This window comes from Pseudomonas sp. LB3P58 (assembly GCF_054897895.1).
Window position 1 is genome coordinate 218,774 of the sequence record NZ_JBUBVE010000001.1, and the last position, 16,724, is coordinate 235,497.

The 16,724-nt window shown below is 60.4% G+C and carries 12 protein-coding genes; 9 read left to right on the forward strand and 3 right to left on the reverse strand.

Annotated features, from left to right (window positions below):
• Window positions 1-222: 222 nt before the first annotated feature.
• The 5 genes from ACYZTZ_RS00975 to ACYZTZ_RS00995 all read left to right on the forward strand — a co-directional run bounded on the left by ACYZTZ_RS00975 (window position 223) and on the right by ACYZTZ_RS00995 (window position 6,657).
• A complete protein-coding gene (locus tag ACYZTZ_RS00975; RefSeq protein ID WP_461996940.1) occupies window positions 223-2,433 on the forward strand; it encodes a DUF1631 domain-containing protein in 2,211 nt (736 codons plus the stop codon).
• 64 nt (window positions 2,434-2,497) lie between these two features.
• Window positions 2,498-3,058 carry a 1,6-anhydro-N-acetylmuramyl-L-alanine amidase AmpD gene (ampD, locus tag ACYZTZ_RS00980; RefSeq protein ID WP_056741082.1) on the forward strand — a complete coding sequence of 187 codons (561 nt, stop codon included), beginning with the start codon at window positions 2,498-2,500 and terminating at the stop codon, window positions 3,056-3,058.
• On the forward strand, window positions 3,055-3,891 hold the full coding sequence (ampE, locus tag ACYZTZ_RS00985; protein WP_461996941.1) for a regulatory signaling modulator protein AmpE: 837 nt from the start codon (window positions 3,055-3,057) through the stop codon (window positions 3,889-3,891). The genes ampD and ampE overlap by 4 nt, the downstream gene beginning before the upstream one ends.
• Before the next feature lie 229 nt (window positions 3,892-4,120).
• Window positions 4,121-6,151 (forward strand): methyl-accepting chemotaxis protein, encoded by a 2,031-nt coding sequence (locus ACYZTZ_RS00990; RefSeq protein ID WP_461996942.1) that lies wholly within the window; start codon window positions 4,121-4,123, stop codon window positions 6,149-6,151.
• Between the two features lie 116 nt (window positions 6,152-6,267).
• Window positions 6,268-6,657 (forward strand): hypothetical protein, encoded by a 390-nt coding sequence (locus tag ACYZTZ_RS00995; RefSeq protein WP_461996943.1) that lies wholly within the window; start codon window positions 6,268-6,270, stop codon window positions 6,655-6,657.
• Here ACYZTZ_RS00995 and ACYZTZ_RS01000 read toward each other — a convergent pair whose 3' ends face one another.
• Entirely contained in the window at window positions 6,658-7,434 is a 777-nt protein-coding gene (locus ACYZTZ_RS01000; protein WP_461996944.1) for a TatD family hydrolase, read from the reverse strand. It lies immediately after the preceding gene.
• 3 nt (window positions 7,435-7,437) lie between these two features.
• On the reverse strand, window positions 7,438-8,433 hold the full coding sequence (gene cra, locus ACYZTZ_RS01005) for a catabolite repressor/activator (RefSeq protein WP_056742871.1): 996 nt from the start codon (window positions 8,431-8,433) through the stop codon (window positions 7,438-7,440).
• Window positions 8,434-8,734: 301 nt separating this feature from the next.
• Here cra and ptsP point away from each other — a divergent pair, with 301 nt between their 5' ends.
• The 4 genes from ptsP to ACYZTZ_RS01025 all read left to right on the forward strand — a co-directional run bounded on the left by ptsP (window position 8,735) and on the right by ACYZTZ_RS01025 (window position 16,017).
• Window positions 8,735-11,596, forward strand: a complete 2,862-nt coding sequence (ptsP, locus tag ACYZTZ_RS01010; RefSeq protein ID WP_461996945.1) for a phosphoenolpyruvate--protein phosphotransferase — start codon at window positions 8,735-8,737, stop codon at window positions 11,594-11,596.
• On the forward strand, window positions 11,596-12,537 hold the full coding sequence (gene pfkB, locus ACYZTZ_RS01015; protein ID WP_461996946.1) for a 1-phosphofructokinase: 942 nt from the start codon (window positions 11,596-11,598) through the stop codon (window positions 12,535-12,537). The genes ptsP and pfkB overlap by 1 nt, the downstream gene beginning before the upstream one ends.
• Before the next feature lie 11 nt (window positions 12,538-12,548).
• The gene (locus ACYZTZ_RS01020) at window positions 12,549-14,288 is read left to right on the forward strand and encodes a PTS fructose-like transporter subunit IIB (RefSeq protein ID WP_461996947.1); all 1,740 of its coding nucleotides are present in this window, start codon (window positions 12,549-12,551) and stop codon (window positions 14,286-14,288) included.
• Window positions 14,289-14,475: 187 nt separating this feature from the next.
• Window positions 14,476-16,017 carry an alkaline phosphatase D family protein gene (locus tag ACYZTZ_RS01025; RefSeq protein WP_461996948.1) on the forward strand — a complete coding sequence of 514 codons (1,542 nt, stop codon included), beginning with the start codon at window positions 14,476-14,478 and terminating at the stop codon, window positions 16,015-16,017.
• A gap of 93 nt (window positions 16,018-16,110) precedes the next feature.
• On the opposite strand, the gene ACYZTZ_RS01030 is transcribed toward ACYZTZ_RS01025, so the two are convergent.
• On the reverse strand, window positions 16,111-16,545 hold the full coding sequence (locus ACYZTZ_RS01030) for an endonuclease domain-containing protein (protein WP_461996949.1): 435 nt from the start codon (window positions 16,543-16,545) through the stop codon (window positions 16,111-16,113).
• Between the last annotated feature and the right edge of the window lie 179 nt (window positions 16,546-16,724).

A 16,724-nucleotide genomic window follows, 5' to 3' on the forward strand; every position in this document is an offset into this window, starting at 1 on the left:
TCAGAGGCGTTCCCATCGCTCTGAAACCTGCATTTGGTCGATTCACCTGAGTAATCGGCACTCAGTCAGCGTCTGCCATAAGCGTCTATTTCAATGGGAAACGCAGAGTCTGCTGGTAGAGGGGACATCTTTTGCAAGATAATCCGCCTTGCTTTTGACGTCATGGCTTTGACGTGGATTTGGATTGACGACTTCGAAGACTCACCGTTTCAGGAGGCCTGAATGCACAACGACGGGAATGTAGTGCCTTTGCACAAGGTCGCTACCGACCAGGCGACTCCCTCGCCGCTCGCCCGCCTGCCTGTGATTCTGCTTCAGGTTCGCGACAAGGCCGCCCAACAGCTCAGGCATGGTTTGCAGGAACTGTTCGATAATGCCGACGACACGCTGTTCGAAATGGCCGACCGGGCCCGCAATGACGTCGAACAGAACCTCTTCTTCGAAGCCATGCGCGACTTGCGCCTCAAGCGCAAAAACATCGAACGCGGCTTTCTTGAACAATTCTTCGAGGCTTTTGTCAGCCTTACCCAGTGCGACATCATTCAGTCTGCCTTGCCCCAGGCGTTGACCTTCGACGCCTCGGTGGCGCTGCCCGATGACGACGTGGAGCGCAGCGTGGCAGTGGAGGCGATGGTCAGCAAAGTGCTGAACCGCGACGGCTTCGCCCTGGACCAACTGACTGCCCGACTCAGCGCACTGCTGGGCAGGGAACTGCTCGATCAGCACAATCCCATGGGGCCGGCGATGCTCTGCGAGTACTTTATGCAGGCCGGGCGCAACCTGGGGGTGGAGATCAAGGTCAAGCTGATCATCCTCAAACTGTTCGAACGCTATGTGCTCAGGGATGCCAATCAGCTCTACGCCGAAGCCAATCAGTTGCTGATCGCCACCGGTGTTCTGCCCGACCTTAAGCCCGCCCCTGCGCGTCGGGTCACGGATCGTGCAACTGCCGGCGTTGGTACTGAACCCGCACAGGCCAACACTCGCGTCGGTGGCCCGCCGACCGACGACAGCGTGCAGGAAGCCTTCGCGGCGTTGCAGGAGTTGCTGTTTCACGTGCGTGGCAGTGTCGCGCCAACCCTTGAAGCCAGTGCCCAGACACAGCCGATTTCCACCCATGACCTAATGCGCCTGCTCTCGCACTTGCAGCAATACGTGCCGGCGCCGGCAGCCCAGGACGACTTCGATCTGCGAAACCAGCTCGAACAACTGCTGACCCGGGTCAGCGTCAAAAGTGGCAAGTCCCGCGTGGTTGGAGTGGCTGACGAAGACGTGATCAACCTGATCGCCATGCTCTTCGAATGCATCCTCGATGACCGCAACCTGCCGGACTCGCTCAAGGCGTTGATCGGCCGCTTGCAGATCCCGATGCTGAAAGTGGCGGTGCTCGACAAGAGCTTCTTCAGCCGCAGCAGTCACCCGGCCCGGCGCCTGCTCAATGAAATCGCCACCGCTGCCATGGGCTGGGGCGAGTGCGATGACCATGAGCGTGGCAGCCTGTATCTGCGCATCGAGCAAGTGGTGCAACGGTTGCTGAACGATTTTGTCGATGATCCGGCGGTCTTTTCCGAATTGCTCGCGGATTTTCTCGCCTTCACCAGCGACGAACGCCGTCGCTGCGAGCTGCTGGAGCAACGTACCCGTGACGCCGAAGAAGGCCGCGCCAGGACTGATCTGGCCCGCCAGCGCGTCGAGCAGGTGCTGAATCAGGCCTTGTTGGGCAAAGTGTTGCCGCAACGGGTGGTGGTGTTTGTCCAGGAAGCGTGGAGCCAGGTACTGCTGCTGACCTGTCTCAAGCACGGCGATCAGTCGGCTGAGTGGCACTCTGATGTGCGGTCCATGGAGCAATTGATCTGGAGCGTGCAACGTCATGATGAATCCGATGCGAGCTTGCGCTTGTTGGCGCTGGTGCCCGGCTTGCTCAAGTCGTTGCGCGACGGGCTGAGCAGTTCGGCCTTTGATCCGTTCGCCACCAGCGAATTTTTCAGTGAGCTGGAAGCCTTGCACGTTCAGCTGTTCGAACGTCCAGGGCAAAAGCTTGAGCAGTCTGTCGATACACCGGTAATGGTCGAAGTGCTGCAGGGAATCGTCCTGCGAACCGCCGACGAAGGGCCGGTCGATACGGCGTCAGTGCGCTTGCCGGAGGACGATGCCGGTCTGCTTCAGGTTGATCAACTGCGGATGGGGTGCTGGGTCGAGTTTCAGGAAGACGAGGAAAACACCCTTCGCTGCAAGCTGGCGGCGATCATTGAAGCCACCGGCAAGTACATTTTCGTCAATCGCACCGGGATGAAAGTGCTGGAGCGCAGCCGCACCGGTCTGGCGCTGGAATTCCGGCGTGGCGCGGCGCACGCGCTGGACGACACCTTGTTGTTCGACCGGGCGCTGGAGTCGGTGATCGGCAACCTGCGGCGCCTCAATCGCGGCAAGTGATCGCGCCACGAGGGTCTATCACGGCATACTGGGCGCCAACACAGTCGTCGTTGAAGGAACCTGTATGCAGTTGGACCCCGCGAGCGGTTGGTGTCAGGGCGTAGATATTTGCCCCTCGCCCAACTTCAATGCGCGCCCCTCGGGCGAAATTTCCCTGCTGGTGATCCACAACATCAGCCTGCCGCCAGCGCAGTTCGCTACCGGTAAGGTGCAGGAATTTTTCCAGAATCGTCTGGATGTCACGGAGCACCCCTACTTTGAAGGGATCGCCGACCTGCGTGTGTCTGCGCATTTTCTGATCGAACGTGACGGCACTGTCACTCAGTTTGTCTCTTGTCTTGAACGTGCCTGGCATGCCGGCGTCTCGAGTTTCGAAGGGCGGGAAACCTGTAACGATTTTTCCGTGGGCATCGAACTTGAAGGCACGGATGATCTGCCGTTCACCGATGCTCAGTATCAAGCGTTGACGACCCTGACCCGGCAGCTGCAAAGCACGTTCACGGGTATCACCGCACAACGCATCTGTGGGCATAGCGACATCGCACCCGGGCGTAAAACCGATCCGGGGCCGGCGTTCGACTGGGCACGCTATCGCGCTGCCCTGGCACAAGAGGAACAACAATGAGTTTTCTGGTGTTGCTGTTGGCGGTCTGGATCGAGAAGTTCTCGGCCCTGCGTCATCGGATTCAGCGCGATGGTGGATGGGTTCGCGAGCTGAACAAGCTTGAGGTCAGCCCGCGTCTGGCGAAAAGTCCGTGGCTGATCTTGGTGATCCTGGTGTTGTTGCCAGTGGCACTGTTGGGTTTGCTGCTGTTGGTACTGAACCCGGTGGCTTACGGTCTGCTGGCGTTGCCGGTGCACCTGCTGGTGGTGATTTACAGTCTCGGCCGCGGTGATCTGCTGGCCGGTCTCGGGCCGTTTCGCGATGCCTGGCGCCGGGAAGACCTGGAAGCGGCCGCTCTTGTGGCGAACCGCGACCTGGGTATCTGCGCCGATAGCGGCGAGCAACTGCTGGAACGGGTCCAAGGGCATCTGCTGTGGGAGGCGTATCAGAGCTTTTTTGCGGTGATTTTCTGGTACTTCCTGTTGGGTCCGGTCGCAGCCCTGAGCTATCGACTGCTGGCCCTGGCCGAAGAACATGGGCAGAACCAGGCCGTGGTCGAGCGCGCGGCAAAACTGCGTCATGCGTTCGACTGGGTGCCGGTGCGTTTGCTGGCGGCGAGTTTTGCGTTGGTCGGCAACTTTGTCGCGGTCAGCCGGGTGATGCTGCACGAACTGCTGAACTGGAACATCAGCGCCGCCCAATTGATCGAGAAGGTCGGGCTGGTGGCCGGTGAAATCCCGGCACCGGTGGTCGGGCCTGACGGCATCAACAGCCTTGACCGGATCTGGGAACTGCTGCTGCGCGCGGCGGTGCTCTGGTACGCCGGTTTTGCGTTGTGGACAGTCCTTCCTTGATATCTGCTTAAAGCCTAAAAGATCGCAGCCTTCGGCAGCTCCTACAGATTTATACGATCCCTGTAGGAGATGCCGAAGGTTCAGGCCGCGTTCGGACGATCTTTTTCGTTAACCTTAAGTTACAAAACCTCCCGCCGATTTGAGCTATACAGAGACAGCGCCGAATAGTGGCTATCTGCTGTCGACCCGCGCCTGCCAATAAAAATAAGAAATCAAAGGGAGACTTCCAGTGAAGAGCTTGCTCTATCCCGCCGTCGCGCTGATGAACCGCCTGAGCTTTGGCATGAAGTTCAGCCTGATCAGCGTGCTGTTCCTTGTGCCGATGCTGGTGACCAACTTCTATCTGGTGCGCGATTCTTATCGAGAGTTCCAGGGCACCCGGGTCGAACTGCAAAGCCTCGACCTGCTGGGCAGCAGCCTGACGTTACGGCGCGATCTGGAAACCCTGAACAACCTGGTGCAGATCAACGTCACCCTCGGTCAGTCTGGCAAGGCCGGCAATGTCGAGTCGCAGATCAGTACCCTGGGGCAAAGTGTGCTGACCCGTTTGCAAGGGCTGACGGCGATGACCGCGGACCCCGAGCAAATCATGGTTTTCGATGGCAAGCGCGATGAAATGATCGCCGCGTTCAAGGCCCAGCAAGCGGAAAACTCCCTGCAAAGCAAAAGCGCGATGATCGGCAAGTTGCTCGGCAATGCGCAAATTTTCAGCCAGATCATCGCCACTCAGGCCGGCCTCAGCCGCGATACCCAGAGCGACATGCGCCAGCTGAGCGAACTCATCACCAATGTCACCCCGCCAGTGACCCAGCTTCTGGGTGAAGGTCGGGCGATGGGCTCTTTTTCGCTGGGACAGGGCTTTCTCAACTCGGCATCGAGTACCCGTTTTGATGAGTTGCTGGCACAGATCGAAAAACTGCAGGCCGAATATGCCCTGAAGTTGCAGGACGCAATGGGCTCTAGCAAAGCGGCACGGGAAACCCTGGCCGCTCAGGCCGATAGCAGCAAGGCGTCGTTGAAAAAGGCCAGTGAGCTGTTCGAAGAGCAGGTAGTGATGGCCGACACGCTGGATGCGCCGTGGCAGGGCTTTTACGATCAGGTCACAGGCCTGATGGATCAGACCTACCAACTCAATGAAGCCACCCTGAAGTTTCTCGGCACCCAGCTGCAACAGCGACTGGAGCAGAATCGCACCCATATGGTTTTGCAGGCCGTGGCGCTGTCGGTGGTGTTTGTGTTGATTTTTTACCTCTATGGCGGCTTCTACGCCTCGACCCGCACCACCCTCAAGCGTCTTGGCGCGGTGATGGACAAAGTCGCAGCCGGCGACATGACGGTGACCTTCAGCGCCAACAGCCGCGATGAACTGGGCGAGTTGGGCGAGGTGTTCAACGGCACCGTGAAGAAAATCCATGACCTGATCGAGCGGGTCGGCCAGACCGTCTGTGAGGTCGAGCGCCAGGCCGGGCAGGTGGAGAACGTTTCCGCCCAGAGCAACCAGGCAGTGGCGGGGCAGCGCACGCAGATCGAGCAGGTTGCCACGGCCATGAACCAGATGTCGGCCACCTCACTTGAGGTTGCACGCAGTGCCGCGGCAGCGGTCAGCAGCGCCCATAGCGTCAACGATGAGACCATCAGCGGGCGCGGGCTGGTGGAGTCCCAGCAGGGCAGCATCGCTGCACTGGCCAGTGAGATCGATCAGTCGGTGCTGGTGATCAATCAACTGGCCAGCGACAGCCAGTCCATCAGCCGTGTGCTGGAGGTGATCAAGAGCATCGCCGAACAGACCAACCTCTTGGCCCTCAACGCGGCCATCGAAGCCGCTCGGGCCGGTGAGCAGGGCCGTGGTTTTGCGGTGGTGGCGGACGAGGTCCGGACACTGGCCAAGCGCACCCAGCAATCGACCGAGGAAATCGAGCAGATGATTGCCAAGCTGCACAGCGGTGTCGGCGCTGCGGTGAAGGCGATGGGGACCAGTCATCAGATGGCCAACGGCACGGTGGGGCAGTCGGAAAAGGTTCAGCAAGCGCTGGAAAACATCCTCGGTGCAGTCGGCATGATCGTCGATCAGAACCAGCAAATCGCCGCCGCGGTAGAGCAGCAGACCGCCGTGGCCCATGACATCGACCAGAATATTGTCGAAATCAACCGCGCCGGTGAGCGTACTGCCGAAGGTGCGCACCAGACTGAGGATGCCAGCCGTGCGTTGTCGGCTCAGGTGGTGGAGCTCAAGCAACTGATCAGCGCGTTCCGGGTCTGAAAAACACCCCGGCTCCTACAATTTGAACGGGCGGGCAATTTTTCCTCCGCCGTCTGGTTTTTGGTCTTTAATGAAGGCAGATCAATCACTTGGACCCGCCCTGAGGAGGCTCGGTTATGTCTGCGGTAACGATTGGAATCCAGGGTCATTGCGCTCATTGCGGGAGCACACTCCTGCTCAAACCCTGGCAACTCAACGCCATTGCGATCAATGAAGCGTTCACGTGTTCCCACTGCCAGAAAGCTTTACAGCTGAACGATCCGAAACAGATCAAGCGCTTCAAGTCCCTCGACTCCCTGGCATTGCTGCGGGCGAGCACGATGGTCATGGTTTGCACCGCGTTGCTGGTGGCGTTGGTGTTGGAGTGGATCGGGATGTTCAGCGTCGTGGAGCAGCTGAATTTTTCGCTGTTGGCGATTTTCGTCTATTTCGCCGTCATGCGGTTTGCCCGGCACCGGCAACACATGACGCTGACGCTGGAAGCCGCCAAGGCCCATGCCGACTGATTACCAGTTGAACAGCTCACAAGCGTTGGCAGTGCTGGCGGCGGCCAATTGCTCAGGACTGATCGCCATGATCCCGGCCAGTGCCGAACAGATGGCCGGCAGATGCGCCGGGCTGTTGCGTTGGCCGGGGAACATGGCAGGCGCCATGTCCGGCGAATCGGTTTCAAGTACCACCGATTCAAGCGGCAAATCGGCAAGCACACGGTGCATGCGCAGCGCCTGAGGCCAGGTCGCGGCACCGCCCAGGCCCAGTTTGAAACCAAGCTTGATGTATTCGCGGGCTTCTTCTTTGCTGCCAGCGAAGGCATGAATGATTCCCGCGCGTTTCAAGTGAAACCGTTTAAGCGTGGCAATCACCGCCGCGTGGCTGCGTCGCACATGAATCAGCGCGGGAAGATTGAAATCCGCCGCCAGTTGCAGTTGAGCGTCGAACAGTACCTGTTGGCGTTCACGGTCCAGGGTTTCGATAAAGTAATCCAGACCGATCTCGCCCACCGCGCACAGCTGTCGATGGCCGGCTAACCGAGTCAGCCAGTCACCGAGTTCCGTCAGGTCTTCGGGACGATGATCATCCAGATAGACCGGATGCAGACCGAACGCCGCATGCAGGTCAGGATCGCTTTGCACCAGATCCCAGACCCGCTGCCAATTGCCCTGATAAACCCCCAGCACCACCATCCGCCGCACCCCGAGGGCGCGGCTCTCGGCCAACAACGCCGTGCGATCCTCGTCGAAGTCCGGAAAATCCAGATGAGTGTGGCTGTCGATCAGCTCCACGGTTCAGTCCTGGCGAATACGCTGCTTAAAGGTCCGCGCGATGGCCTGCACGCCGGGTCGGTAATCCGATTGCTCGATGGCGGCCAGGGCCAGTTCCAGCGCTTTGTCGGCGATAAGCTGATGCTGCTGGGCCATGGCGTTGACCGGCAGCGGCAGGAAATCCAGCAGCTGCGTGTCGCCGAATGTGCCGAGGCGCAGCGGGCGGGTTTTGAGCGGGAAGTCGTGCAAGGCATCGAATACGCCCTGAAGCAGCACGTAGGAAGTCGTCACCAGCGCATCCGGCAAATGGCCCAGACGCTGTAGCAGTTCTTCCATCAACTGTTTGCCGCATTCACGGCTGAACGACTCGCCGTGTTCGATCAGCACCTCGCCTTTGAACCCGTCCAACGCTTCTTTGAAACCGCCCGCCCGCTCCTGGCTGATGCTCAGTTCGGGGCGTGCGCCGATCAGTGCGATCTGCTTGGGCAGCGGGTCTAGTAGACTGCGGGTCAGTTGCAGGCTGGCCTCGCGGTCATCGCTGATCACCGAACAGAAATGCTCAGGCTCCATGACCCGGTCGATCGCGATGATCGGAATGCCCTTGGCCTGCAATTGGCGATAGCTGTCATCGCCGGCCGGCAGGCAACTGGCAACGATCAATGCATCGCAGCGCCGGGCTCGGAACAGTTTCAGCAATTGCCGTTCGCTGTCCGGCGCATCGTCGGAGCTGGCGATCAGCAGCTGATAGCCGCGAGCGCGGGCGCCTTGTTCCAGCAGTTTGGCGATTCGCGCGTAACTGGGGTTTTCCAGGTCCGGCAGAATGAAACCCAGGGTTCGGGTATGCCGACTGCGCAGCCCGGCAGCTTGGGGATTGGGCGTAAAGCCATGTTGTTCGACGACCGCGCGCACGCGCTCGACGGTGGCACTGCTGATACGTTGTTGTTCTGCCTTGCCATTGATGACGTAGCTGGCGGTGGTAACGGACACACCGGCCAACTGGGCGATATCACTGAGTTTCAACCCGGGTTTTCCTTGTTTTTTCGAGCTTGCCTCGACATTTTCGCCAATCCTACCCGATTAAGGCAGACGACCATCGTCGCGACGCATCCGACAATTGGACTTCAAGGATGAGACATTATCGAGTAACGTGCCAATCATTCTAGATTAAACGTTTCAGCAGGCGTATTTTCTACGTTACAGGCTCCTTTGTCGGTTCTGCCGCGAAACCGCCAAAACTGCCCCTGAAAAGGTGTGTCTAAGAGCCTAAGCTGAATCATTCAAAACAATACCTGGCGTCACAAGGCGCCAAAAAGGAGAAAGCATGCTCGAGCTCACCATAGAGCAGATATCCATGGGCCAATCGGCTGTGGATAAGTCCGCAGCGTTGCACCTGCTGGCGCAGCATCTGGTCACCGATGGCCTGGTGGCCGAGGGTTATCTCGCCGGGTTGCAGGCGCGCGAAGCCCAGGGCTCGACCTTTCTCGGTCAAGGTATTGCCATCCCCCACGGTACGCCGGAAACCCGCGATCTGGTGTTTTCCACCGGCGTGCGGCTGATGCAGTTCCCTGAAGGCGTGGATTGGGGCGACGGTCAGATCGTCTACCTGGCGATTGGTATTGCGGCCAAATCCGACGAACACCTGCGCCTGTTGCAATTGCTGACCCGTGCCCTCGGCGAAACCGACCTGGGCCAGGCGCTGCGCCGCGCCAGTTCCGCCGAAGCCTTGTTGAAGCTGTTGCAAGGCGCGCCGCAAGAACTGGCGCTGGATGCACAGATGATCGGCCTCGGTGTGTCTGCCGATGACTTCGAAGAGTTGGTCTGGCGTGGTGCACGTTTGCTGCGTCAGGCCGATTGTGTGAGCAACGGTTTCTCGGCCGTGTTGCAGCAGGTCGACGCGCTACCACTGGGCGATGGCCTGTGGTGGTTGCACAGTGAGCAAACGGTCAAGCGTCCGGGCCTGGCCTTCGTCACGCCGGACAAACCCATGCGCTACCTCGGTCAGCCGCTCAGCGGTCTGTTCTGTCTGGCCAGCCTCGGTGAAGCCCATCAGGCCTTGCTCGAACGCCTTTGTGCGTTGCTGATCGAAGGTCGCGGCCACGAATTGGGCCGCGCCACCAGCAGCCGTAAAGTCCTCGAAGTCCTGGGCGGTGAGCTGCCGGCGGATTGGCCCAGCGCTCGTATCGCCCTGGCCAATGCCCACGGCTTGCATGCGCGCCCGGCGAAGATCCTCGCACAACTGGCGAAAAGTTTTGAAGGTGAAATCCGCGTACGCATCGTCGATGGCCAGGACAGCGCCGTGTCGGTGAAGAGCTTGAGCAAACTGCTCAGCCTCGGTGCTCGTCGCGGTCAGGTGCTGGAGTTTGTCGCGGAACCGAGCATCGCCGCCGATGCCTTGCCAGCCTTGCTGGCCGCCATCGAAGAAGGCCTCGGTGAAGAAGTCGAACCGCTGCCCGCCGTGAGCCAACAACGCGAAGTGATCGCCGATGTGGCCGAGGTAATCCTAGCGCCAGCCTCTGGCAGTCTGATTCAGGCCATCGCCGCCGCACCGGGCATCGCCATCGGCCCGGCGCACATACAAGTGCTGCAAACCATTGAATACCCGCTGCGCGGTGAGTCTGCCGCCATCGAACGCGAGCGTCTCCAACAGGCGTTGGCGGACGTGCGTCGTGACATCGAAGGCTTGATCGAACGCAGCAAGTCCAAGGCCATCCGCGAAATTTTCATCACCCACCAGGAAATGCTCGACGACCCGGAATTGACCGATGAAGTCGACACCCGTCTCAAGCAGGGCGAAAGCGCCGAAGCGGCTTGGATGGCGGTGATTGAAGCGGCGGCCAAACAACAGGAATCGCTGCAGGACGCCTTGCTCGCCGAACGCGCCGCCGACTTGCGTGATATCGGCCGTCGAGTGCTGGCGCAACTGAGTGGCGTCGAAACCCCGAGCGAGCCTGAGCAACCGTACATTCTGGTGATGGATGAAGTCGGCCCGTCTGACGTCGCCCGCCTTGATCCGGCGCGCGTCGCCGGCATCCTCACCGCCCGTGGCGGCGCCACCGCTCACAGTGCGATTGTCGCCCGAGCCCTCGGGATTCCAGCGCTGGTCGGCGCCGGCCCGGCGGTGTTGCTGCTGGCGCCGGGCACGCCGTTGCTGATTGATGGTCAGCGTGGCCGCCTGCACGTGGACGCCGACGCGGCGACCTTGCAACGCGCCACCGAAGAGCGCGACACCCGCGAGCAACGTCTGAAAGCAGCCGCCGAACAACGCCATCAACCGGCACTGACCACTGACGGCCATGCGGTCGAAGTGTTCGCCAACATCGGCGAAAGCGCTGGCGTGACCAGCGCGGTGGAGCAGGGCGCCGAAGGCATTGGCCTGCTGCGCACTGAACTGATTTTCATGGCCCACTCGCAAGCGCCGGACGAAGCGACCCAAGAGGTTGAATACCGTCGCGTGCTCGATGGTCTGGCCGGTCGGCCGCTGGTGGTACGTACTCTCGATGTTGGCGGTGACAAACCGCTGCCGTATTGGCCGATCGCCAAAGAAGAAAACCCGTTCCTCGGCGTGCGCGGTATTCGCCTGACCCTGCAACGTCCGCACATCATGGAAGCGCAATTGCGCGCGTTGCTGCGTGCGGCGGACAACCGTCCGCTGCGGATCATGTTTCCCATGGTCGGCAGCGTCGACGAGTGGCGCCAGGCGCGGGACATGACCGAACGTCTGCGTCTGGAAATTCCGGTTGCCGACCTGCAATTGGGGATCATGATTGAAGTGCCGTCGGCTGCATTGTTGGCGCCGGTGCTGGCCAAAGAGGTCGACTTCTTCAGCGTCGGCACCAATGACCTGACCCAATACACCTTGGCCATTGACCGTGGTCATCCAACCTTGTCGGCCCAGGCTGACGGCTTGCACCCGGCGGTGCTGCAACTGATCGACATCACCGTGCGTGCGGCGCATGCCAACGGCAAGTGGGTCGGCGTGTGCGGCGAGTTGGCGGCCGATCCGCTGGCAGTGCCGGTGCTGGTCGGTCTGGGTGTGGATGAGCTCAGTGTGTCGGGTCGCAGCATTGCCGAGGTCAAGGCGCGGGTTCGCGAACTCAGCCTGGCGCAGACCAAAATTCTTGCCCAACAGGCCTTGGCCGTGGGCAGCGCAAATGAAGTACGCGCACTAGTGGAGGCCCTGTAATGGCCAAGATCCTGACCCTGACCCTCAACCCGGCGCTGGACCTCACGGTCCAATTGCCGTTACTTGCCCCGGGCCAAGTCAACCGTAGCGACGAGATGCACACCCATGCCGCCGGTAAAGGCGTGAACGTGGCACAAGTGCTGGCGGACCTCGGGCATCAGCTCACGGTCAGCGGTTTCCTCGGGGAAGACAACCTTCAAGCGTTCGAAACCCTGTTCGCCAAACGCGGTTTTGTCGACGCGTTCATCCGTGTCCCGGGTGAGACGCGCAGCAACATCAAACTGGCGGAAAGCGATGGGCGCATCACCGACATCAACGGTCCCGGACCCTTGGTGAGTGAAGCCGCGCAGCAGGCATTGCTTGATCGACTTGATCAGATTGCTCCCGGTCATGACGCGGTCGTCGTTGCCGGCAGCCTGCCCCAAGGCATCAGTCCGCAGTGGCTGCAGGCGTTGATTGTTCGCTTGAAAAATCTCGGTTTGAACGTGGCGCTGGACACCAGCGGTGAAGCCTTGCGGGCGGCGCTCAAGGCCGGCCCGTGGCTGATCAAGCCCAATACCGAAGAGCTGGCCGACGCGCTGGGTTGTGAGGTGGTTTCGGTGGCTGCGCAAGCGCAAGCCGCGAGCCGCTTGCATGCTCAAGGCATCGAGCACGTGGTGATCTCCGACGGCGCTGATGGTGTGAACTGGTTCAGTGTCGGCTCGGCGATGCATGCCACGCCGCCCAAGGTCAGTGTCGTCAGCACCGTGGGCGCAGGCGATTCGTTACTGGCCGGCATGCTCCACGGTCTGCTCAGCGCCGACACGCCTGAACAGACCTTGCGCACCGCCACGGCGATTGCCGCGATGGCGGTCACCCAGATCGGTTTCGGTATTGGCGACGCCACGCAGTTGGCACGGCTCGAACAGGGTGTGCGCATGCGCACCCTGACAGAACAATAAGAGGGTTTGTCATGAAGTTAGCCATTGTTACGGCCTGCCCGAACGGCATGGTCACCAGTGTGCTGTGCGCCCGTTTGCTTGATGCGGCGGCCCAGCGTCAGGGCTGGAGCACCAGTGTCGAAGTCAACGATGCCGCGCACCCGGAACGTCAACTATCGGCGGCCACGATCGAGGCCGCCGAATGGGTGTTGCTGGTGACCAGCGCGCCGGTGGATATGTCGCGATTCGTCGGCAAGCGGGTGTTCCAAAGCACTCCGGCGCAAGCCCTGCAAGATGTTGAAGCGGTGCTGCGTCGCGGTGCTGAAGAGGCTCAGGTTTACGTCGCCCCCGAAGCCGTGGCCGAGCCTGCCGCGCTCGTAAAAAACGCCCCGCGCCTGGTCGCGATTACCGCGTGTCCGACCGGCGTCGCTCACACTTTCATGGCCGCCGAAGCCTTGCAGCAAGCGGCCAAGCGTCTGGGTTACGACCTGCAAGTGGAAACCCAGGGCTCGGTCGGTGCGCGCAATCCGCTGAGTGCAGCAGCAATTGCCGATGCGGACGTGGTGCTGCTGGCCTGCGACATCGAAGTCGCCACCGAGCGTTTCGCCGGCAAGAAGATTTACCGTTGCGGCACCGGCATCGCCCTCAAACAAGCTGAAGCGACGCTGAATAAAGCGTTGGCCGAAGGCACGCAGGAAACCGCTTCGAGCGGCGCCAAAGGCCCGGCCAAGCAAGAGAAAACCGGTGTCTACAAACACCTGCTGACGGGCGTGTCGTTCATGCTGCCGATGGTGGTGGCAGGCGGTCTGATGATCGCCTTGTCGTTCGTGTTCGGCATCACTGCGTTCAAGGAGCCGGGCACGTTGGCGGCGGCGCTGATGCAGATCGGCGGCGAGACCGCGTTCAAGCTGATGGTGCCGCTGTTGGCGGGTTACATCGCCTACTCGATCGCCGACCGTCCGGGCCTGGCGCCGGGGATGATTGGTGGTCTGCTGGCAAGTACCCTGGGTGCCGGTTTTATCGGCGGGATCGTTGCCGGCTTCATCGCCGGTTACGCGGCGCAGGCGATCAACCGTTATGCGCGCTTGCCGCAAAGTCTTGAGGCACTGAAACCGATCCTGATCATCCCGTTGCTGGCGAGTTTGTTCACCGGTCTGGTGATGATCTACGTGGTGGGCAAACCGGTGGCCGGGATGCTCGAAGCCCTCACGCACTTCCTCGACAGCATGGGCACCACCAACGCGATTCTGCTCGGTGTGTTGCTGGGCGGGATGATGTGCGTCGACCTTGGCGGGCCGATCAACAAAGCCGCGTATGCGTTCTCGGTAGGGCTGCTGGCGTCGCAAAGTTATGCACCGATGGCCGCGACCATGGCGGCCGGCATGGTGCCGCCGATTGGCCTGGGCATCGCTACGTTTATCGCGCGGCGCAAGTTTGCTCAGACCGAACGCGAGGCCGGTAAAGCGGCGTTGGTATTGGGGCTGTGCTTTATCTCCGAAGGCGCGATTCCGTTTGCCGCCAAGGACCCGCTGCGGGTGATCCCGGCGAGCATTGCCGGTGGTGCGCTGACCGGTGCGTTGTCGATGTATTTCGGCTGCAAACTGATGGCGCCGCACGGCGGATTGTTCGTACTGGCGATCCCGAATGCGATCAACCATGCGCTGTTGTATCTGCTGGCGATTGTGGCCGGGAGTCTGCTGACGGCGGTGGCGTATGCGGTGCTCAAGCGGCCGGAAGTCGTTGAGCTGGCACTGGAACCCGCCAACGCCTGATACCCCACCGCACTACTGTAGGAGTGAGCCGGCTCCGGGCGGCGTTCCGACGATGGCTGCTTAACATTCAATAGATAAGTTGACTGTTACACCGCTATCGCGAGCAGGCTCGCTCCCACAGGAGGTTGCGTTTTCACACGGACGTCATGCGTACATGTTTTAGTTTTTCCTTTTCAGGGAGAACAATATGAGCGAATTCGACCTCGGTCGCCGTCGTGTCATACAAGCCGTCGGTGCCGGGCTGTTGTTGCCAGGCCTGGCGCCGGCGGTGATTGCCTCGGTCAAGGATCGTCCGCAACTCACCGATGGCGTGCAGTCGGGCGACGTGCTGGGCGACCGGGCGATGATCTGGAGTCGTTGTGATCGTCCGGCGCGAATGGTGGTGGAGTGGGACACCCGCAGCCTGTTCAGCAACCCTCGTCGTTTTGTCTCGCCATTGGCCGATTCCAATACCGATTTCACTGCCCGCGTCGAACTCACTGGCCTGCCCGCCGACCAGGCGATTTTCTACCGCGTGCTCTTCGAAGACGCCCAGAACGGCGTCGCCAGCGAGCCCTGGTTCGGTCATCTGCGCAGCGTGCCGCAAACCCGTCGCGACATCCGTTTCGTCTGGAGCGGCGACACCGCTGGCCAGGGCTTCGGCATCAACCCGGACATCGGCGGCATGCGCATCTACGAAGCCATGCGTTTGCGCCTGCCGGACTTCTTTATCCACAGCGGCGACACCATCTACGCCGACGGCCCCATACCTGCGCAGCTCACCACAGAGGGCGGCCGCGTGTGGCGCAACATCACCACTGAAGCCAAGAGCAAAGTGGCCGAAACCCTAGACGACTATCGCGGCAATTACCGCTACAACCTGATGGACGAAAACATCCGTCGTTTCAACGCCGAGGTCCCGCAGATCTGGCAGTGGGACGATCATGAAGTGGTGAACAACTGGTCGCCGGGCAAGCAGTTGGATGTGCGCTACAAGAGCAAAGATATCCACAGTTTGGTCGGCCGCGCGCGTCAGGCCTGGCTCGAATATGCACCGATGCGGTTGCAGAGTGCCGATGGCGGCGGGCGGATTTATCGCAAGCTCGGTTACGGTCCGTTGCTCGATGTGTTCGTGCTCGATATGCGCAGCTACCGCGGGGCCAATGACGACAACCTGGGTGCCGCTAAACCGTTCCTCGGACGTGAACAGCTGGACTGGCTCAAACGTGAGTTGAAGGCTTCCAATGCCCAGTGGAAAGTCATCGCTGCTGATATGCCGATCGGCCTCGGCGTACCAGATGGTGAAGTCAGCCCCGGTGTGGCGCGTTGGGAAGCCGTGGCCAACGGTGATCCGGGACCGGCCCAGGGGCGTGAACTGGAAATTGCCGAATTGTTGGGTTTTCTGCGGGCGCAGCAGGTGCGCAATTTTGTCTGGCTGACGGCGGATGTGCATTACTGCGCCGCGCACCATTACCACCCGGACCGTGCGGCGTTTCAGGATTTCGAACCGTTCTGGGAGTTTGTCGCCGGGCCTTTGAATGCGGGGAGCTTCGGGCCTGATTCGCTGGATAAGACCTTTGGCCCGGAGGTGGTGTTCGAGAAAGCACCACCGGCACAGAACACTTCGCCGTTTGCCGGGTTTCAGTTTTTTGGTGAGGTGAATATTGATGGGCAGACGGGGGAGATGAGTGTGGTGTTGCGGGATTTGGATGGGGTCAGTGTGTTTCAACAAAATTTGCAGCCGGTTTGAAATCGACCCCTCACCCCAGCCCTCTCCCCACGGGGGAGAGGGGGAAAGGGAGCCGATTTTCATCGTATCCAAACCTGAGTTCGACTCGATTTTTCAGGTCGATGTATAACGTGAGACACCTCGGTCAGTCCCCTCTACCTCTGGGAGAGGGTTAGGGTGAGGGGGCGATGTTCGATTCGCCGCAAGTCTCAAGATCTGCTCAAGCACTTCACTCATCCGCTCAATTACCTCCAGATTGCTAAACCGCACAACCTCAATACCTTGCTGCTGAAGGTAAAGCGTTCGACGCCGGTCATGTATTTTTGCCGCTGTCTCGTAATGCTGACCACCATCCAGTTCGATGGCCAACTTCAGTTCCACGCAATAAAAATCCAGGATGTACGGCGGGCATGGAAACTGCCGACGGAATTTCAGATTGGCGATTTGCCGAGAACGAAGTTTTTGCCAGAGCAGGAGTTCGCAGTCGGTTTGATTGGTGCGCAGATAGCGGGCGAATTGGCGTTGGTTGGAGGAGGGGCGGGTGGGCATGCTTCACGTCCGTGTGAAGGGGGATGGAGGTTTTACTGTAGTCGGGATTTTGGGGACGACTTGAAATCGACCCCTCACCCCAGCCCTCTCCCCACGGGGGAGAGGGGGAAAGGGGGCATATCGGGGGCTTTTCAGAGCCTGAGTTCGACTCGGTATTTCAGGTCGCAGTATTTCTAAAG

Coding starts and splice junctions, on each gene's coding strand:
- ACYZTZ_RS00975 (WP_461996940.1), top strand. CDS start 223: ATGCACAACGACGGGAATGTAGTGCCTTTGCACAAGGTCGCTACCGAC.
- ampD (WP_056741082.1), top strand. CDS start 2,498: ATGCAGTTGGACCCCGCGAGCGGTTGGTGTCAGGGCGTAGATATTTGC.
- ampE (WP_461996941.1), top strand. CDS start 3,055: ATGAGTTTTCTGGTGTTGCTGTTGGCGGTCTGGATCGAGAAGTTCTCG.
- ACYZTZ_RS00995 (WP_461996943.1), top strand. CDS start 6,268: ATGTCTGCGGTAACGATTGGAATCCAGGGTCATTGCGCTCATTGCGGG.
- ptsP (WP_461996945.1), top strand. CDS start 8,735: ATGCTCGAGCTCACCATAGAGCAGATATCCATGGGCCAATCGGCTGTG.
- pfkB (WP_461996946.1), top strand. CDS start 11,596: ATGGCCAAGATCCTGACCCTGACCCTCAACCCGGCGCTGGACCTCACG.
- ACYZTZ_RS01020 (WP_461996947.1), top strand. CDS start 12,549: ATGAAGTTAGCCATTGTTACGGCCTGCCCGAACGGCATGGTCACCAGT.
- ACYZTZ_RS01025 (WP_461996948.1), top strand. CDS start 14,476: ATGAGCGAATTCGACCTCGGTCGCCGTCGTGTCATACAAGCCGTCGGT.
- ACYZTZ_RS01030 (WP_461996949.1), bottom strand. CDS start 16,545: ATGCCCACCCGCCCCTCCTCCAACCAACGCCAATTCGCCCGCTATCTG.